The 16425-nt window shown below is 71.5% G+C and carries 20 protein-coding genes; 12 read left to right on the forward strand and 8 right to left on the reverse strand.

What is annotated here, in order from left to right; genetic code table 11:
* Positions 1-125: 125 nt before the first annotated feature.
* Entirely contained in the window at positions 126-845 is a 720-nt protein-coding gene (locus ACLQ24_RS24240) for a hypothetical protein (RefSeq protein WP_425894006.1), read from the reverse strand.
* 219 nt (positions 846-1064) lie between these two features.
* On the opposite strand from ACLQ24_RS24240, the gene ACLQ24_RS24245 reads away from it, so the two are divergent.
* The 3 genes from ACLQ24_RS24245 (at position 1065) to ACLQ24_RS24255 (ending at position 2263) form a co-directional block, all read left to right on the forward strand.
* Entirely contained in the window at positions 1065-1313 is a 249-nt protein-coding gene (locus tag ACLQ24_RS24245) for a hypothetical protein (protein WP_425894008.1), read from the forward strand.
* A gap of 277 nt (positions 1314-1590) precedes the next feature.
* Positions 1591-1860 carry a GlsB/YeaQ/YmgE family stress response membrane protein gene (locus ACLQ24_RS24250; RefSeq protein ID WP_425894009.1) on the forward strand — a complete coding sequence of 90 codons (270 nt, stop codon included), beginning with the start codon at positions 1591-1593 and terminating at the stop codon, positions 1858-1860.
* 100 nt (positions 1861-1960) lie between these two features.
* Positions 1961-2263: a GNAT family N-acetyltransferase gene (locus tag ACLQ24_RS24255; protein ID WP_425894010.1), complete on the forward strand. Its 303-nt coding sequence runs from the start codon at positions 1961-1963 to the stop codon at positions 2261-2263.
* A gap of 7 nt (positions 2264-2270) precedes the next feature.
* On the opposite strand, the gene ACLQ24_RS24260 is transcribed toward ACLQ24_RS24255, so the two are convergent.
* The 3 genes from ACLQ24_RS24260 to ACLQ24_RS24270 form a co-directional block, all read right to left on the reverse strand.
* Entirely contained in the window at positions 2271-2417 is a 147-nt protein-coding gene (locus ACLQ24_RS24260; protein ID WP_425894011.1) for a hypothetical protein, read from the reverse strand.
* 69 nt (positions 2418-2486) lie between these two features.
* Positions 2487-3413: a 5'-3' exonuclease gene (locus ACLQ24_RS24265; protein ID WP_425894012.1), complete on the reverse strand. Its 927-nt coding sequence runs from the start codon at positions 3411-3413 to the stop codon at positions 2487-2489.
* Positions 3414-3471: 58 nt separating this feature from the next.
* Positions 3472-3699 (reverse strand): hypothetical protein, encoded by a 228-nt coding sequence (locus ACLQ24_RS24270; protein ID WP_425894013.1) that lies wholly within the window; start codon positions 3697-3699, stop codon positions 3472-3474.
* Between the two features lie 13 nt (positions 3700-3712).
* On the opposite strand from ACLQ24_RS24270, the gene ACLQ24_RS24275 reads away from it, so the two are divergent.
* Entirely contained in the window at positions 3713-3964 is a 252-nt protein-coding gene (locus tag ACLQ24_RS24275) for a hypothetical protein (RefSeq protein ID WP_425894014.1), read from the forward strand.
* 40 nt (positions 3965-4004) lie between these two features.
* Here the strand turns inward: ACLQ24_RS24275 and ACLQ24_RS24280 are convergent, their stop codons facing one another.
* Positions 4005-5375, reverse strand: coding sequence for a glycosyl hydrolase family 18 protein (locus ACLQ24_RS24280; protein ID WP_425894015.1), 1371 nt, complete (start codon positions 5373-5375; stop codon positions 4005-4007).
* A 203-nt stretch (positions 5376-5578) separates the two neighbouring features.
* Here ACLQ24_RS24280 and ACLQ24_RS24285 point away from each other — a divergent pair, with 203 nt between their 5' ends.
* The 3 genes from ACLQ24_RS24285 (at position 5579) to ACLQ24_RS24295 (ending at position 8426) form a co-directional block, all read left to right on the forward strand.
* Positions 5579-6688 (forward strand): M24 family metallopeptidase, encoded by a 1110-nt coding sequence (locus ACLQ24_RS24285; RefSeq protein WP_425894016.1) that lies wholly within the window; start codon positions 5579-5581, stop codon positions 6686-6688.
* The gene (locus tag ACLQ24_RS24290; RefSeq protein WP_425894017.1) at positions 6685-7827 is read left to right on the forward strand and encodes an acyl-CoA dehydrogenase family protein; all 1143 of its coding nucleotides are present in this window, start codon (positions 6685-6687) and stop codon (positions 7825-7827) included. Before ACLQ24_RS24285 ends, ACLQ24_RS24290 begins: the two co-directional genes overlap by 4 nt.
* A 92-nt stretch (positions 7828-7919) precedes the next feature.
* On the forward strand, positions 7920-8426 hold the full coding sequence (locus ACLQ24_RS24295) for an Lrp/AsnC family transcriptional regulator (RefSeq protein WP_425894018.1): 507 nt from the start codon (positions 7920-7922) through the stop codon (positions 8424-8426).
* Here the strand turns inward: ACLQ24_RS24295 and ACLQ24_RS24300 are convergent.
* Complete coding sequence (locus tag ACLQ24_RS24300) at positions 8356-8967, reverse strand: histidine phosphatase family protein (RefSeq protein ID WP_425894019.1); 612 nt, start codon at positions 8965-8967, stop codon at positions 8356-8358. The genes ACLQ24_RS24295 and ACLQ24_RS24300 overlap by 71 nt on opposite strands.
* Before the next feature lie 157 nt (positions 8968-9124).
* Here ACLQ24_RS24300 and ACLQ24_RS24305 point away from each other — a divergent pair, with 157 nt between their 5' ends.
* The gene (locus ACLQ24_RS24305) at positions 9125-9319 is read left to right on the forward strand and encodes a CsbD family protein (protein WP_425894021.1); all 195 of its coding nucleotides are present in this window, start codon (positions 9125-9127) and stop codon (positions 9317-9319) included.
* Positions 9320-9723: 404 nt separating this feature from the next.
* Here ACLQ24_RS24305 and ACLQ24_RS24310 read toward each other — a convergent pair whose 3' ends face one another.
* Positions 9724-9984, reverse strand: coding sequence for a hypothetical protein (locus ACLQ24_RS24310; RefSeq protein ID WP_425894022.1), 261 nt, complete (start codon positions 9982-9984; stop codon positions 9724-9726).
* Here ACLQ24_RS24310 and ACLQ24_RS24315 point away from each other — a divergent pair.
* Positions 9965-10588: a polysaccharide deacetylase family protein gene (locus tag ACLQ24_RS24315; RefSeq protein WP_425894023.1), complete on the forward strand. Its 624-nt coding sequence runs from the start codon at positions 9965-9967 to the stop codon at positions 10586-10588. The two genes, ACLQ24_RS24310 and ACLQ24_RS24315, sit on opposite strands and share 20 nt — an antisense overlap.
* Positions 10589-10613: 25 nt before the next feature.
* Here the strand turns inward: ACLQ24_RS24315 and ACLQ24_RS24320 are convergent, their stop codons facing one another.
* Positions 10614-12005: a KamA family radical SAM protein gene (locus ACLQ24_RS24320; protein ID WP_425894024.1), complete on the reverse strand. Its 1392-nt coding sequence runs from the start codon at positions 12003-12005 to the stop codon at positions 10614-10616.
* A 153-nt stretch (positions 12006-12158) separates the two neighbouring features.
* Here ACLQ24_RS24320 and ACLQ24_RS24325 point away from each other — a divergent pair, with 153 nt between their 5' ends.
* From ACLQ24_RS24325 to ACLQ24_RS24335, 3 genes are read left to right on the forward strand one after another with little or no spacing between them, the layout of a single operon-like run.
* A complete protein-coding gene (locus ACLQ24_RS24325) occupies positions 12159-13208 on the forward strand; it encodes a zinc-binding alcohol dehydrogenase (RefSeq protein WP_425894028.1) in 1050 nt (349 codons plus the stop codon).
* 4 nt (positions 13209-13212) lie between these two features.
* Positions 13213-14778, forward strand: coding sequence for an amidohydrolase (locus ACLQ24_RS24330; protein WP_425894026.1), 1566 nt, complete (start codon positions 13213-13215; stop codon positions 14776-14778).
* Positions 14779-14800: 22 nt separating this feature from the next.
* The gene (locus ACLQ24_RS24335) at positions 14801-16357 is read left to right on the forward strand and encodes a lysine 5,6-aminomutase subunit alpha (protein WP_425894027.1); all 1557 of its coding nucleotides are present in this window, start codon (positions 14801-14803) and stop codon (positions 16355-16357) included.
* Positions 16358-16425 lie beyond the last annotated feature (68 nt).

The following is a 16425-nucleotide window of genomic DNA, read 5'->3' on the forward strand; positions in this document are numbered from 1 at the left end:
GTCACAATCATGATCGTCCCGCACGGCCATCTTCATGATCCGCGCGGGTCACTCAGCTATCGCGCACCAAGTCGTTAGCGCCGGATCCACGGCCGATGGTCCTCAAGGGCCGTCCCCAAGGGCCGTCACAGGCCCAGCTCGCCACGCAACTCGCCTAGGGGGACGGGCGTGTCGCCGGCGTCGATGCGGGCCAGGGCCTCGCGGGCGGCGGCGACGTCGCCAGCGTTCTCGGCGCCTTCGATGGCCTCGGCCAGCTCGGCCAGCTCGGCCGGGACGATGGCGGCGAGGCGCTGCCCCCTGCTCGCCAGGAGTTGGGGTACGCGGCACTGTGCGTCGATCCACAGGCGGGAGACCGGGCAGATCCAGCCGGCGACCCGCAGCGCCTCCGTACGCAGATCATCGATCGGTCGGTTGAACATCGGCTCGTGATGCGCCATCCGGTTGCGGGCCAGGTGAAGATCGCGTACCGCGTTGCTGACGTCGCGCCGCATACCTCGACCGCGTAGCTCCGGGAACGCCTGGCGGAGGCAATCGAGCCACAGCGTGCGCTCGTACCGGCTGGCCACCAGGTAGCGCCAGAAGCCGAGAGTGAGCTCGGCGACCACCCGACCAGAGGTCTCCGAGCGTCCATCGCGCGTCGCCCGCCGGCGAGCGGTGTCGACGTCGCGGGCCGCGTCAGCAGTCAGCAGGCCACCCGGATCCAGGTACCCGCGCGGCTCCCCATGCCGCGCCGTCGACCACGTGGTCAACGCGTCGTGCATGGCGTTGCGCAGCAGCACCTCCAAGTGGCCCAACGTGGTGCCCAGCGCGCCGGACACCTCCGCGTTCCACTCATACAGCGCCAAAGCGGCAGCAAGATCCCCACCGCACGCCACGCGATACGGACCCAACCGCTCAGCCGACAACCGCCGCTCCAGGACCACCAGCTCAGCCGGTTCCACCCCAAAGCCCCCACATTTCCCGCCGCAGCGCCAGACGCGCTATGCTAACCACGAAGACCCCGGTCGCCCCTACCCCTCGCGGGTATGCCGCCGGGGTTTTGACTTTTCTAGGGAGCGCCTGCCATGAGCAGACTCGACGACGCGCAAGCCGCCCTGGACAACCGGGACTGGTCCACCGCCGAGATCGACACCACGCCGCCCCGAAGCGACGCCACCGTCGGGCACACAGTCCGCATGTCCCTGCAGCTCACCGAGCGACTGTTCGCCGAAGCCCAACGCCGCGGCATCACACCGCCCGATCTGATCTGCCGGTACGTCACTGACGGCCTGGAAGCCGCCGACGCGATCAGGTCGTCAACGTCCAACCCGTGAGGTCCCGGCCTTGTCAACGACAGTAGATCCGGCGCTAAGCCGTGATCGCCTGGTCAGGGGTGTGTCCCGGCCTCGTAATCCCGGCATGGACAGGCCGGTGTCGGGACGGGCGCCGGCCTTCGACCGCTTAGCGCCGGATCCACGGCCGGTGGTCCTCAAGGGCCGAAGCCGAGGGCGGTCGCTGCCGGTTTTGGACGCCGATCACTGGTTTCGGCGGTGCCCGACCCGGGGCACGAGAGCGTCGCTGACGACAACACCTTCGGAAGGGACGGCCCCCGTGGAAATCCAGGGCTTCTTCACCGCGATCATCATCGGCCTGGCCATCGGCGCGCTCGGTCGGCTCGTGGTGCCCGGCAAGCAGAACATCTCGATCGTGTTCACCCTGGCGATCGGCGTACTCGCGGCGATCCTTGGCACCCTCGTCGCCGGTGGGCTCGGCGTGGACGAGACCGCCGGCATCGACTGGATCGAACTGCTCCTGCAGGTCGTGTTCGCCGCGATCGGCGTGGCCGTCACCGCCGCCGTGTACGGCCGCCGGCGCGTCTGACATCCTCCCGTGCTGGCCCGCTCCCCGTAGGGCGGGCCAGCACGCGCAGGAAGACGGCGACCGGAGACGGCCGCCACGGACGCTGTGCTTGGATGGTCCGATGCAGTTCACTGTGACAGACGCGCCGACGCGGGAGCGGTTCGAGGCGCGCGACGAGACGGGCGCGGTCGCCGGGATCGTGACCTACCAGCTGACCGGCGGCGTCATCGCCTACACCCACACCGAGGTCGATCCGGCGTACGAGGGCCGGGGTGTCGGGTCGACCCTGGCCCGCGCGGTCATGGACGACGCGCGGGCCAGGGGGCGCACCGTGGTGCCGATCTGCCCGTTCCTCGCCGAGTGGCTGGTGAAGCACCCGGAGTACGAGGACATCGTGGCGCCGTCCACCCGGAAGGTGAAGTAGCGACGGCTCAGTGCCAGTCGCTGATCCGGACGTCGTGCGGCGCCGGACTGCCCCGCTCGGTCTCCACCAGCTCCTTGAGGCTCATCAGGAACGGCACCCACTTGGTGCCGCTGCGGTCAACCTGCGTGGGTGAGCCACCGGCCGACCGGCGCATCCCGAGGTGGCGGTCGGCCCGCGTCCGCGAGTGCGGTCGCGGTGGACTTCGGTGCGCAGCGTCGCCCGCTCAGGCGTCGGCGCGGGCGGCCAGGGCGTCCACGAGGCGGCGGGCGGAGCCGGCCAGGTTCCACCGGCCGGCCAGGTCGAGCAGCCGCTGAGGGTCGGCGGGGGCCGTGGGCAGCGCGGTGGGCAGCTCCGGCAGCGGCACGTCCAGGGCGACCCGGACCACCGTCGGCGCGATGGCCAGGTAGTCGCGGGCGGCGGCCAGCTTGGTGCGCAGGCCCGGCGCGAAGGACGAGTCGGAGTCGTCCAGCGCCGCCAGGATGCCGTCGATGCTGCCGTACCGCTCGATGAGCCGCGCGGCGGTCTTCTCGCCGACGCCCGGCACCCCGGGCAGCCCGTCGCTGGGGTCACCGCGCAGGGCGGCGAAGTCGGCGTACCGGTCGGCGGGCACCCCGTACCGGGCGCGGACCGCCGCGTCGTCGCAGTCGTCGAGCTTGGCCACGCCGCGCCCGACGTAGAGCAGCCGTACGTCCCGGGGGTCGTCGATGAGCTGGAACAGGTCCCGGTCGCCGGAGACCACCTCGACCGGGCCCGGCTGGGTCACCGACAGCGTGCCGAGCACGTCGTCGGCCTCGTAGCCGTCCGCGCCGACGGCGGTGATGCCGACCGCGTCGAGGACCTCCAGGATCATCGGCACCTGCGGGGAGAGCGTGTCGGGGACGACCTCGCCGCCCTGCGGGGCCACCCGGTGTGCCTTGTACGACGGCAGCAGCTCGACCCGCCACGCCGGCCGCCAGTCGTAGTCCAGAGCGCACACCATCCGGTCGGCGCCCCGACCGCGGATGAGCGTGGCGAGCATGTCGAGGAAGCCGCGGACCGCGTTGACGGGCGTGCCGTCCTCGGCGCGCGCGGCGGACTCCGGGATGCCGAAGTAGGCGCGGAAGTAGAGGCTGGGTGCGTCGATCAGCAGGATCGGGGATCGGTGTGCCACGCCCGACAGCCTGGCACAGCCCCCGACGATCAGCGGTACGCCCGGCCGCCCGGCGACGTCAGCGTCGCTCGTCGTGCCGGTAGACGGTGTCGCGTCGGGCGAGGTGCTGCACGACGTAGCTGGTCACCAGCAGCAGGATCGCGACCAGCACCTCGACCCAGGCGGCGACGCCGTCGGCCACGGTGAGCCCGACGACCAGCAGGACCAGGCCGACGAGCGCGAGAACCCCGGCCCACAGTTGCCGGCGACGGCGGGTCGCCGCCCGGTTCGCGTCGTTCGGTGTCACGTCGGCCCTCCCGGTGGGGGCGACCCGTGCGGGCGTCCCGATCCCAGGCTATGGCCCCCGCCCCGGTCCCATCGGGAAACCACTCGCCGCGGGACTGCTGCTGCCGGTCTTCGCCGCCGGCGGGGTGACCCGGTTCAAGCGACTGACGATGCTGGTCGACCCGACGTCGGTAGTGCGGGCGGTGCAGTTCCCGGTCACCGACCCGGCCGGATCGGTCGACGAGGTGTTGGCTCTGGCCCGCGACCACGCGACGATCCCCGGCTGACGCGGGGGCGTCGACCGGGGATCGCGGCGTACGGGTCAGGTCAGGCCGGGAGGGTCCAGCGCTGGTTGGCGCCGGCGAAGCACTCCCAGATCTGCAGGCGGGCGCCGTCGGCCGAGCTGTTGTCGGTGACGTCGAGGCACTTGTTGGACTGCGGGTTGCGCAGCGTGCCGTTGGACTGTGCCTGCCACACCTGGGCGCCGCTGCCGTTGCAGTCGTACAGCTGCACCTTGGCGCCGTTGGCGGTGGAGCCGCTCGTGATGTCGGCGCACTTGCCGAGGGCGCGCAGCGTGCCGTCGCTGGCGACGGTCCAGGTCTGCGCGTTGGTGCCGTTGCAGCCCCAGAGCTGGATGGCGGCGCCGTTGGCGGTGCTGGCGGAGGCCACGTCGACGCACTTGCCGCCGAGGCCGGTGATCTGGCCGGTACGACCGGACGGCGGCGGGGTGGTGCCGCCCATGATGGTGTCGTACATGGCGCTCACCAGCGAGGTGGAGCCGGTGGTGTCCTGCGACAGCTCCCAGTTCATCACGCCGCCGGCGTTGGCCAGTGCCCACTGCGTCTTACGCTTGACGGTCGGGATGCCGGTGTAGCACTGCTGAGTACCGCCGGCCGTGGTGCAGTCCCGGTTGGCGTTGGCCGGGTCCAGGGCGAGGAGCGCCGAGTACGTGTAGTAGCCGGGGCGGCTGTAGAAGGGGATGCCCAGAACGGCCTTGCTGGCTGGCAGTCCGCGGTTCTTCCACAGGTTGATGCTGTTGATCGACCAGTCGTAGTTGGAGTGCGGGCTGCCGCCGTCGTACGCCATGATGTTGAGCCAGTCGACCTGGCTGAACACGGCCGTCGGCACGCCGTCGAGGTAGTAGCCCTCGGAGACGACGGCCGCGGTGAGCAGCTTGCCCCGGCTGTGCATGGCGCTGCCGAGCTGGGTCATGACCTGGGTGTAGTTGTTCGCCGACCCGCCCGGGTCCGGGTACTCCCAGTCCATGTCGACACCGTCGAGGTTGTACTGGTTGACGAAGGTGACCAGGTTGTTGACGAACGCCGTCCGGCTGCTGGAGTTGGCCGCGAGGGCCTCGAACGCCGAGTCGTTGCCGTCGTTCCAGCCGCCGACGGCGATGGAGACCTTGACGTTGTTGGCATGCGCCTGGGAGACCAGCGAGGAGAGTTTGCTCGGGTTCTCCACGGCCCGCAGGCTGCCGTCGTTGTTGGGCAGTACGAAGGCGTAGTTGATGTGGGTGAGCTTGTCGTACTGGATCGTGTTGACGTTGCCGGCCCACGAGGGCATGTAGCCGACGCTCTTGAAACCGCTCGGCAGCACCACGGCCTGCGCGGCGGTGGGGACGAGGGTGACGGTGGCGGCGGCGGTCGCCAGGGCGAGCAGGCCGGCGCTGAGGGCGCGGCGCAGTGGTGAGGACATGGGGGCCTTCTGCGTGGGCGGGGGACGACACCCGCCCACGCAGGGTGTCGCGGGCGGGACATGCGGGACGCAGGAACGGGTGGGCCTCGAGGCAGCCAAATCTTAAAGAGTGTTAACTGTCGATGTCAATCAACGTCGGTGGATTTCCGGCGCGGGGCGTACGCGGCTTCTGGGCATGCCCAAACGACCGTTAAGCTGACGGGGTGGGAACCGACGAGTTGTACCCGCTTGACCGGCTGACCGCCGCACAGCGCGCCACCGCCGCCGCCGGCCTGGACGCGTTGCTGCTCACCCCCGGCTCCGACCTGCGCTACCTGACCGGCTACGACGCCCACGCGGGGGAGCGGCTCACCTGCCTGGTGCTGCCCGCCGAGGGCGAGCCGACTCTGATCGTGCCCCGGCTGGAGCGTCCCGCCGCCGAGGCGGCGACCGCCACCGGTCTGCGCATCGCCGACCATCCCGACGGCGTCGACCCGTACCCCCTGGTCGTCGCCGCCCTCGACGGCCCGGCGGCGGCCGTCGGGCTCGCCGACCGGATGTGGGCCGAGCAGGTCCTCGCCCTGCGCGCGGCGCTGCCCGGCGCCGCGCAGCGGCTCGCCGGCGAGGTGCTGCGCGAGCTGCGTATCCGCAAGTCCCCGGCGGAGGTGGCGGCGCTCGCCGAGGCCGGCGTGGCCATCGACGAGGTGCACCTGCGCATGGGCGAGTGGCTGCGTCCCGGCCGCACCGAGGTCGAGGTGGCCGCCGACATCGCGACGGCGATCCGGGCCGCCGGGCACGCCAGCGTCGACTTCGTCATCGTGGCCGCCGGACCGAACGGGGCGAGCCCGCACCACGGCACCTCGGACCGGCCGATCGGCGTCGGCGAGCCGGTGGTGGTCGACATCGGCGGCACCATGCCGTCGGGCTACCGCTCGGACTGCACCCGCACCTACGTGGCGGGCGGACCCGCGCCGGCCGAGTTCGTGGAGTACTACGCGGTGCTGCACGCCGCCCAGAGCGCGGCGGTGGCGGCGGTACGCCCCGGCATCAGCGCGGCGGCGGCCGACGCGGCGGCCCGGACGCCGATCGCCGCCGCCGGCTACGGCGACGCGTTCCTGCACCGCACCGGGCACGGCATCGGCCTGGACGGTCACGAGGAGCCCTACCTGGTGTCCGGCAACGACCGACCGCTGGAGGCCGGGATGGCGTTCTCCATCGAACCGGGCATCTACCTGGCGGGCCGGCACGGCGCCCGCATCGAGGACATCGTCGTCTGCACGGCGGACGGCGTGCAGCGGCTCAACACCACCCCCACGGAGCTCATCGCGCTATGACTGTCGATCGGATCCTCCCCACCGATGAGGCCCACGACCTGCTGGACCTCGCCACCGAGCTCGCCGACCGCGAGCTCGCGCCCAAGGCCGCCGGTTTCGAGGAACGCGCCGAGTTCCCCCGCGAGGTGCTGCGCACGATCGGCCGCGCCGGCCTGCTCGGCCTGCCGTACGCCGAGGAGTACGGCGGCGCGGCGCAGCCGTACGAGGTGTACCTACAGGTGCTGGAGATCCTGGCCAGCCGGTGGCTCGCGGTCGCCGAGGCCGTCAGCGTGCACACCCTGAGCTGCTACCCGGTGGCCGCGTTCGGCACCGACGAGCAGCGCAAGCTGCTGCCGGACATGCTCGGCGGCGAGCTGCTCGGCGCGTACTGCCTCTCCGAGCCGCAGGGTGGCTCGGACGCGGCGGCGCTGAGCACCCGGGCGGTCCGCGACGGCGACGCGTACGTCGTCTCCGGCACGAAGGCGTGGATCACGCACGCCCAGGTCGCCGACTTCTACAACATCTTCTGCCGCACCGGCGGGCCCGGCCCGAAGGGCATCTCCTGCCTGGTCGCCGACGCGGGCACCGCCGGCATCGCGCCGCAGGCCGCCGAGCGGACCATGGGGCTGCGCTCCTCGCCGGTGGCGCAGATCGCCTTCGACGGGGCGCGGGTGCCGGCCGACCGGCTGGTCGGTGGCGAGGGTGCGGGCTTCGCCATCGCGATGTCCGCGCTGGACTCTGGTCGGCTCGGCATCGCCGCCTGTGCGGTCGGGCTCGCCCAGGGTGCCCTGGACTACGCGGTCGGCTACGCCCGCGAGCGGCAGCAGTTCGGCCGGTCCATCATCGACTTCCAGGGGCTCGGCTTCCTGCTCGCCGACGCGGCCACCCAGATCTCCGCCGCCCGCGCGCTGACGCTGGCAGCGGCGCGGCTGCGCGACGCCGGGCGACCGTACTCGATCGAGGCGGCGAAGGCGAAGCTGTTCGCCACCGACATGGCCATGCGGGTGACCACGGACGCCGTGCAGGTGCTCGGTGGCGCCGGCTACGTGGCCGACCACCCGGTCGAGCGGTACATGCGCGAGGCGAAGGTGCTGCAGATCGTGGAGGGCACCAACCAGATCCAGCGGCTGGTGATCTCCCGGGCGCTCGCGAAAAGCTGAACAGGCGCGGGGCGGGTGCGGCGGGGGTTCGCCGTACCCGCCGTTGGGCTTCCTCGTCGCCGTCGCGCCGATTTCCCGGTAGGTTGCTCGCCGTGGAGGAGATCGACCGCGCCATCGTCGCCGCGCTGACCGCTGACGGCCGTCTGTCGTACACCGACCTGGCCGAGCGGGTGGGACTGTCGGTGTCCGCCGTGCACCAGCGGGTACGCCGGCTGGAGCAGCGTGGGGTGGTCAAGGGGTACGCGGCCCGGGTGTCGTTCGAGGCGTTGGACCTGCCGCTGACCGCGTTCGTGGCGATCCGGCCGTTCGACCCGTCGCAGCCGGACGACGCGCCAGAGCGGCTGGCCCACCTACCGGAGATCGACTCGTGCTACTCGGTGGCGGGGGAGGACTTCTACCTACTGCTGGTGCGTGTGGCCAGTCCGGTCGACCTGGAGCGGGTGCTTCAGGAGATCCGCACCTCGGCGAACGTGACGACCCGGACGACAGTGGTGTTGTCCACGCCGTACGAGAACCGCCCGCCGAAGATCAGTGCCGGGGTGCCTGGTCGGTCGCGGTCCCGGGGGCCGGAGGAGCCGGCTGGTTCCACCGCAGGATGACTTGCCGGCCGTGTTCGTGACCGAGCGCGCTGACCGTGGCGGTCTCCAGGCGCAGCCGTCCGCCGGCGGAGGGGGGCAGCCCGATCCAGCGGGCGCCGAGGACCCGCAGGCTGTGCGCGTGGCCGACCAGGGCCACGGTGCCGCGATCGAGCAGTGGGGTGACGCGGGCCAGCACCCGGTCGAGGCGCTCGCCCACCTGGACGGGTGACTCCCCGCCGGGGCAGCCGTCGGTCCAGATGTTCCAGTGTGGGTCGTCGTCGTGAATGTCGACGGTGGTGCGACCCTCGTACTCGCCGTAGTTCCACTCGCTGAGGTCCTCGTCGACCGCGTCGACGGTGAGCCCGGCCAACTGCGCGGTGCGCAGCGCACGGGAGCGGGGGCTGGACAGCACGGTGGCGAACGGCCGGCCGGCCAGGAACGCCGCGAGGGTGCGGGCCTGTCGCTCACCGTCGGGGGTCAGCTCCAGATCGGTGTACGAGGTGTGCCGCAGGCTGGCGCTCCAGGTGGTTTCGCCGTGCCGGATCAGCAGGAGCTCTCCCATGCGGTCAGTTAACCATCGCGCCGGCGCCGCCCGGGGCCACCCTCACTCAACCTATCTTCCTAGGATGCTCTAGCGAGTGTGCCGACCGACACCACCGGTTTCGGCACCGGGAGACCGGGCAAGCGAGCCTCGACAACCGCCAGACCGAGGAGGCGCGATGAGCTTCACCGAGAAGGCAAAGAACAAGGTCGAGCAGATGGCCGGTGCCGCGAGGGAGCGGGTCGGCGACATGACCGACAACGAGTCGATGCGTGGCGAGGGCGCGAGCCAGCAGGGCGACGCGCGCGCCAAGCAGGCCGGGCAGAGCATGAAGGATGCCGGCAGCAAGATTAAGGACGCTTTCAACAAGTGACCTGAGCGGTCGTCGGGTCCCCGGGCAGGTGCTGCCCGGGGACCCGACGCGTGTGGGCGGTTGGGGTCGGCGGCGTGACAGTGCTCCGGGGGGCGGCTGAGCCCCGTGCGGCGGGTGTCGTTCGACGCGTTGGCGGCCAACGTTCCACAACTCCATGATCGACAACCCGAGGTTCCGGACCGGCGCGATCTTGCACTTTCTGTTGCGGCATATGGGATATCCAGGTCAATCCGACGACTGGAAGTGCAAGATCGGCGCGGGCGGGGGCGGTGAGAGGTCTTCGCGTCTGCGATGATCGGCGGCGTGATCCGACCCCGGCTTCGCCCGTTCTGGTGTGGCGTACTGGTTACGGTGGCAGTCGTCGGCGGTGCCGGGTGCACGGCTTCGCGGGTGCCGCCGCCGGATCAGCCGGTCTTCGTCGGCTCCTCGACCTCTGCGGCCGTGCCCCCGGCCGGTCCCGCCGCGACCTCGGCCAGCCCCGCCGTGCCCCCGGGCAGCCCGGTGGCGACGTCGGCCGGTCCCGCCGTACCGCAGACCGTCCCGACGCCGACAGTGGCGACGGTTTCGGCTGTCCCCGGGGCGACGCGGGTCGGAACCCGGGCGCCGGTCGTGGACCACGGGCCACGGTCCGGTAACCGGGTCGCGTTGACCTTCGACGCGGACATGACCGACGGCATGCTGGCCAACCTGCGCAGTGGGAGGGTCCGGTCGTACGCCAACCTGCGGATCCTCGACCTGCTGGAGCGGGAGCAGGTGCCGGCGACGTTCTTCCTGACCGGCAAGTGGGTGCAGCGGTACCCGGACGTGACCCGGCGGATCGCCGGTAACCCGCGCTTCGAGTTGGCGAACCACACCTACGGGCACGCGGCGTTCACCGCCGGCTGTTACGACCTGCCCCGGTTGCCGGTCGACGAGCTGGCCGGCGATGTGGCGAAGACGTTCGAGGTGATCGCGCCGTACGGGGGTCGGCAGACCAGGTACTTCCGCTTTCCGGGCCTCTGCCACGACGCGGCGGCGTTGGACGCCCTCGCACCGTTGGGCGTGACGGTGGTGGACGGGGACGTGATCAGCGGTGATCCGTTCGCGAAGGCGTGGAAGCCGCTGGTGCGCGCCGTGCTGGACCACGTCCGCCCCGGCTCGGTGATGATCATGCATGTGACGGAGGCGAACGCGGCGATGACCGACGAGGCCCTGCCGCACATCCTGGCCGGGTTACGCGAGCGTGGGTTGGTGCCGGCGCCGTTGTCGGAGGTGTTGGCCGCCGGTTGAGTGGGCGGCCAACACCTCGGGTGGGTCAGTCGTCGCGGTGGTCGGCCCACCACTGCTGGCCGTCGGCGGGCAGGGTGTCGATCGGGTCGTAGTAGGCGTAGCGCTTGTTGAGCGCCTCCAGGTCGGCGGACTCGATGGAGGTGCGGTAGTTCTTGGTCCAGTAGGAGATGCCGCGCTCACGGTCGTAGTCGGTGAGCATGTGCACCCAGCGCTTGCCGACGAAGGGCACGTCGCAGACGATCCGCGGGGTGGCGTAGCCGGGCAGGTAGCCCATGATGTCGTGCTGGAGCTGCTGGGCGTGCCAGACCGGGACCCGCCAGTGTTCCGCGTTGGGGATCATGTCGCACATGTAGAAGTAGTACGGCAGGATCCCGGCCTCGCCCTGGAGCGCGAAGCAGAGGTCGAGCAGCTCCGGGGTGGTGGCGTTGACGCCGCGCATGAGCACGCCCTGGTTGCGGACGTCGCGGACGCCGACGTCGAGGGCGGTCTGGGCGGCCTTGGCGACCAGTGGAGTGAGTGACTGGGCGTGGTTGACGTGGGTGTGGATGGCGAGGTTGACGCCGCGGCGGGCTGCGGTGCGGGCGACGCGTTCCAGGCCTTCGACGACGTCGGGTTGCAGCCAGTGCTGGGGGAGGCCCATGAGGGCCTTGGTGGCGAGCCGGATGTCGCGCACCGTCTCCAGTTCCAACAGCCGCATCAGGTACGACTCGAGGTTGCGCCAGGGGACGTTGGCGACGTCGCCGCCGGAGACGACGACGTCGCGTACGCCGGGGTGGGCCTTGAGGTAGGCGATGTGGGCGTCGTAGCGGTCGACGGGCTTGAGGGTGAGTTTGAGTTTGTCGACGGTGGGGGTGGAGTTGCCGACGAGGTCCATGCGGGTGCAGTGGCCGCAGTACTGGGGGCAGGTGGAGAGCAGTTCGGCGAGGACCTTGGTGGGGTAGCGGTGGGTGAGGCCTTCGGCGACCCACATGTCGTGCTCGTGGAGGCTGTCGCGGCTGGCGTAGGGGTGAGAGGGCCAGTCGGTGCGTCGGTCGGAGGAGACCGGGATCATGTAGCGGCGGATGGGGTCGGCGAGCAGCGCCTCGGTGGTGAGGGGCGCGAACGGCACCATCGTGTTGATCATTTGTGGTGGCACCAGCATGGACATGGTGGCCAGGGCCTTCTGGTCGGCCTCGAGGTCGGCGTAGAAGGTGTCGTCGATCAGGTCGCCGAAGACGGCGCGGAGCTGCTTGACGTTCTTGACGCAGTTGACGCGTTGCCACTGGGCGGATTCCCACTGGTCGCGGGTGACGGTGCGCCAGCCGGGGAAGCGGGTCCAGTCGGGTTCGACCAGGGGGCGGCGGTGGTATTCGTACGGCTGCCCGGCGGTCGGTGCGGCGACCGGGGCGTGACGGGGGTGCGGGATGGTCTGGGTCACGGCCCCTCCTTGGTGCTGCGGTGGATCCTCGAAGCTCGAAGGCTACTGGAAAATATCCGGCGAAGAAATTAGTCTGCCGTAAGTTTTCCCGTTACGCGAGCCCTGGCCGGGGCTTCGAGCGGCTGGGCAGGGGAGGTCGGCGTGACGTCACCGGTGGGTCTGCACCGTGTCGTGCAACCGGCGGGGGTGCTGCCGCAGGCGGCGTGGCGCCTGGACGCGTCGGCGGCGATCGCGCCGAACGAGGTGCGTATCCGGGTGCAGCGGTTGAACCTGGACGCGGCGAGCTTTCGGCAGTTGTCGGAGAAGCACGGCGGCGACGGTGACGCGGTCCGCGCCGAGGTGCTGGAGATCATCTCCACGCGGGGCAAGATGCAGAACCCGGTGACCGGCTCCGGGGGGATGCTGATCGGTACGGTCGAGGAGTCGGGTCGGCGTTCCCCATTGGGGCTCAAGCCCGGTGAGCGGGTCGCCACGCTGGTGTCGTTGACGCTGACGCCGTTGGTGATCACCGACGGGTTGGCCCGCTGGGACGGGCGCAGCGAGCAGGTGCCCTGCGACGGGTGGGCGATCCTGTTCGCGCGGTCGATCGCCGCGGTGCTGCCCGAGGACGAGGATCCGCAGCTGTCCCTCGCGGTGCTGGACGTGTGTGGGGCGCCGGCGCTGACGGCGCGGGTCGTGTCGCGCTACGTGGAGGATCGTCAGTGTGCCGGTGACCCGACGCCGGTGCGGGTCGCGGTGATCGGTGGGGCGGGCAAGAGTGGGTCGCTGTCCCTCGCGGCGGCGCGGCGCTCGGGCGCGGCGCGTACCGTCGGGGTCGTTCCGGTGGCGGCGGAGCGCGACGCGCTGACGGCGGCCGGGCTGGCGTCGGTGGTGGCGTTGGCGGACGCGCGGGATCCGGTGGGGTTGTCCACGGCGGTGACCACGGCCCTGGGGGCGCCGGCGGACGTGACGGTGGTCTGCGTGGACGTGCCGGGCTGTGAGCACGGGGCGGTCCTGGCGACGGCGGACGGCGGCACGGTGATCTTCTTCTCGATGGCGACGAGCTTCTCGGCGGCGGCGTTGGGTGCGGAGGGGCTGGCGGCGGACGTGACGATGCTGGTCGGCAACGGGTACGTGCCGGGGCACGCGGAGTTGGCGTTGGGGCTGCTGCGCGCCGAGCCGGGGGTGCGTCGGCTGTTCGCGGCGCGGGTGGCGGCAGACTGAGGTCATGACGAACCCCTCGACGTTGTACCGCGGCGGCGTGCTGCACTGTCCGGCCGACCCGAGCGCGACCGCGCTGCTGGTGTCCGGTGGGCGGATCACCTGGTTGGGCACCGACGGTGACGCGCCGCCGGCCGACCGGGTGGTGGACCTGGACGGTGCGCTGGTGACGCCGGCGTTCGTGGACGCGCACGTGCACGCCACGGACACCGGGTTGGCGTTGTCCGGGCTGGAGTTGTCCGGGGTGCGTTCGGCGGGGCAGTTGCTGGACGCGGTGGCGGGGTTCGCGGCGGGTCTGCCGGCGGACGCGGTGGTGCTGGGGCACGGCTGGGACGAGTCGGGTTGGTCGGACGCGACGCTGCCGGACGCGGCGGCGTTGGACCGGGCGGCGGGTGGCCGGCGGGTGTACCTGTCGCAGGCGTCGATCCATTCGGCGTTGGTGTCGTCGGCGTTGCTGGCGGCGTGCCCGCAGGCGGTGGACGCGGCCGGCTACGACCCTTCGGGCTGGCTGCGCCGCGACGCCCACCATGTGGTGCGGGCGGCGGCGCAGGGGTCGGTGACGCGGGCGCAGCGGGTCGCGGCGCAGCGGGTGGCGCTGGCGCACGCGGCGTCGCTGGGTATCGCGGCGGTGCACGAGTGCGGTGGTCCGGAGATCTCCGACGAGGAGGACTTCACCGGCCTGCTGGGCATCTCCGGCGCGGGGGTGCCCGAGGTGTACGGGTACTGGGGTGAGCTGGGCGGTGCGGCGCGGGCCCGGGACCTGGGTGCGGTGGGGGCCGGCGGGGATCTGTTCGCCGACGGGGCGTTGGGGTCGCGGACGGCGCACGTGTCGCAGCCGTACGGCGATGGTGACGGCTGCGGGCACGGGTACCTGTCGGTCGAGCAGGTGCGTGATCACCTGGTGGACTGCGCGGCGCACGGCCTGCAGGGTGGGTTCCACGCGATCGGTGACGCGGCGATCGGCACGGTCCTGGACGGGTTCGCGGCGGCGGCGGCGACGCTGGGGGTGGAGCGGCTGCGGGCGGCCCGGCACCGCATCGAGCATGCGGAGATCATGAGCAAGCGGATGATCGCGCGGTTCGTGGAGTACGGGATCGTGGCGAGCATGCAGCCGGCGTTCGACAGGTTGTGGGGCGGCGCGGGCCGGATGTACGAGGCGCGGCTGGGCCTTGCGCGGTCGTTGGAGTCGAATCCGATGGGCGCGATGCACGGTGTGGGTGTGGCGTTGGCGTTCGGTTCGGATTCGCCGGTGACGCCGCTGGACCCGTGGGGGTCGGTGCGGGCGGCGGCGGCGCATCGCAATCCGGCGCAGCGGATGAGTGTGCGGGCGGCGTTCGCGGCGCACACCCGGGGTGGGTGGCGGGCGGTGCACCTGGACGCCGAGGGTGTGCTGGCGCTGGGGGCTCCGGCGACGTTCGCGGTGTGGTCGACGCCGGCGGGTGTGGAGCGAGGGCTGCCGGTGCTGCTGGCCGAGGATCCGGAGCTGCGGGGTCCGGATGATCCGACTGCGCTGCCGGTGTGTCGGCGGCTGGTGCTGCGCGGTGAGGTCATCTATGAGGAAGGGTCGTCGTGAGCGAGCAGATGAGCGGTGTGGCGTGACCGGAAAGCTTGATCTTGATCCGGTGTTGGTGGCGCGGGCGCGGGAGTTGGCGCGTCGGGCCGGTCAGCCGGTGGTCGACCTGGCGCGCAGCCACACGACGGTGTCGGTGGAGCGGGCGGTGCTGCGGTTGGCCGGGGTGACGGGCGCCGATTCGGAGGGCATTCCGTGGGTGAACCGGCTGGTCGACGCGGTCGTCGCGGACGTGGGCCTGGGTCACGGGGTGGCGGCGCCGGTGTTCGACGCGCTGGTGCGCGAGGGCGGCACCGACGTGACGTTGCTGGCGCAGAAGGCCGCCGCCGGGTCGGTGCGGTTCGGTGTGCCGTCGGGGCGGGCGGCGACGGCGGCCCGGTCGGCGGCTCGTAGGGCCGTCGGCGCGGGAATCAAGCGCATCGACCGGCGGCGCGCCGAGCGGGACCGGCTCGTCAAGCGGCACGGCGACCCGAAGCAGCGGCCGTGGATCTACCTGATTGTGGCGACCGGGGACATCTACGAGGACATCCCGCAGGCGCAGGCGGCGGCGCGCGCGGGCGCGGACGTGATCGCGGTGATCCGTTCGACGGGGCAGTCGCTGCTGGACTACGTGCCCGAGGGCGCGACGCGGGAGGGGTTCGCCGGCACGTACGCCACGCAGGAGAACTTCCGTCTGATGCGGGCGGCGTTGGACACCTCGTCGAAGGAGTTGGGCCGCTACGTGCGGCTGACCAACTACGCGTCGGGGTTGTGCATGCCGGAGATGGCGACCCTGGCCGGGCTGGAACGCCTCGACATGATGCTCAACGACTCGATGTACGGGATCCTGTTCCGCGACATCAACCCGGTGCGCACGTTCGTGGACCAGCGGTTCTCCCGGCAGGTCCACGCCCGGGCGGGGATCATCATCAACACCGGTGAGGACAACTATCTGACCACCGCCGACGCCGTCGACGAGGCGCACACGGTGACGGTGTCCCAGTTGCTCAACGAGTTCTTCGCGCACGAGGCGGGCCTGGCGGACTGGCAGTTGGGCCTGGGGCACGCGTTCGAGATCAACCCGGAGGTGCCGGAGTCGTTCCGGTTGGAGTTGGCGCATGCCCTGCTGGCGCGGGAGTTGTTCCCGGACGCGCCGTTGAAGTGGATGCCGCCGACCAAGCACATGACCGGTGACGTGTTCCGGGGCAATCTGCTCGACGGGTTCTTCAACCTGGCGGGCACGCTGACCGGTCAGGGCATCCTGCTGGTGGGGATGATGACCGAGGCGGTGGTGACGCCGTGGCTGTCCGACCGGGACATTGCCCTGCAGAACGTGCGGTACGTGCTGGGCGCGGCCGGTGGGCTGCACGAGGACTTCGTTCCGGCGGAGGGCGGGTTCATCCGTCGCCGCGCCAACCAGGTGCTCGGTGAGGCGCTGGACCTGCTGGAGCGTATCGGGGAGCAGACGCTGCTCACCGCGATCGCCGAGGGCACCTTCGGGATCATGAAGCGGCCCGCGGACCGGGGCAAGGGCCTGGACGGGGTCGCCGCGCACGAGGCCGACTACCAGAACCCGGCCACGGACATCCTGGAGGCGGCGTGAGTTGCCCTGTGTCAAGCCGCCGCAAGTTGATCTTGTCTGATCAGCTGTTGGAGGGCTCTGTGGTGGTC

It is taken from the genome of Micromonospora sp. DT4, assembly GCF_049841675.1.
Lineage (GTDB): Bacteria > Actinomycetota > Actinomycetes > Mycobacteriales > Micromonosporaceae > Micromonospora.

Excerpts from the sequence above, each read along its gene's own strand:
- ACLQ24_RS24245 (WP_425894008.1), top strand. The coding sequence starts at position 1,065 with ATGAGCAGACTCGACGACGCGCAAGCCGCCCTGGACAACCGGGACTGG.
- ACLQ24_RS24255 (WP_425894010.1), top strand. The coding sequence starts at position 1,961 with ATGCAGTTCACTGTGACAGACGCGCCGACGCGGGAGCGGTTCGAGGCG.
- ACLQ24_RS24260 (WP_425894011.1), bottom strand. The coding sequence starts at position 2,417 with ATGCGCCGGTCGGCCGGTGGCTCACCCACGCAGGTTGACCGCAGCGGC.
- ACLQ24_RS24280 (WP_425894015.1), bottom strand. The coding sequence starts at position 5,375 with ATGTCCTCACCACTGCGCCGCGCCCTCAGCGCCGGCCTGCTCGCCCTG.
- ACLQ24_RS24290 (WP_425894017.1), top strand. The coding sequence starts at position 6,685 with ATGACTGTCGATCGGATCCTCCCCACCGATGAGGCCCACGACCTGCTG.
- ACLQ24_RS24300 (WP_425894019.1), bottom strand. The coding sequence starts at position 8,967 with ATGGGAGAGCTCCTGCTGATCCGGCACGGCGAAACCACCTGGAGCGCC.
- ACLQ24_RS24305 (WP_425894021.1), top strand. The coding sequence starts at position 9,125 with ATGAGCTTCACCGAGAAGGCAAAGAACAAGGTCGAGCAGATGGCCGGT.
- ACLQ24_RS24310 (WP_425894022.1), bottom strand. The coding sequence starts at position 9,984 with ATGTCCGCGTCGAAGGTCAACGCGACCCGGTTACCGGACCGTGGCCCG.
- ACLQ24_RS24330 (WP_425894026.1), top strand. The coding sequence starts at position 13,213 with ATGACGAACCCCTCGACGTTGTACCGCGGCGGCGTGCTGCACTGTCCG.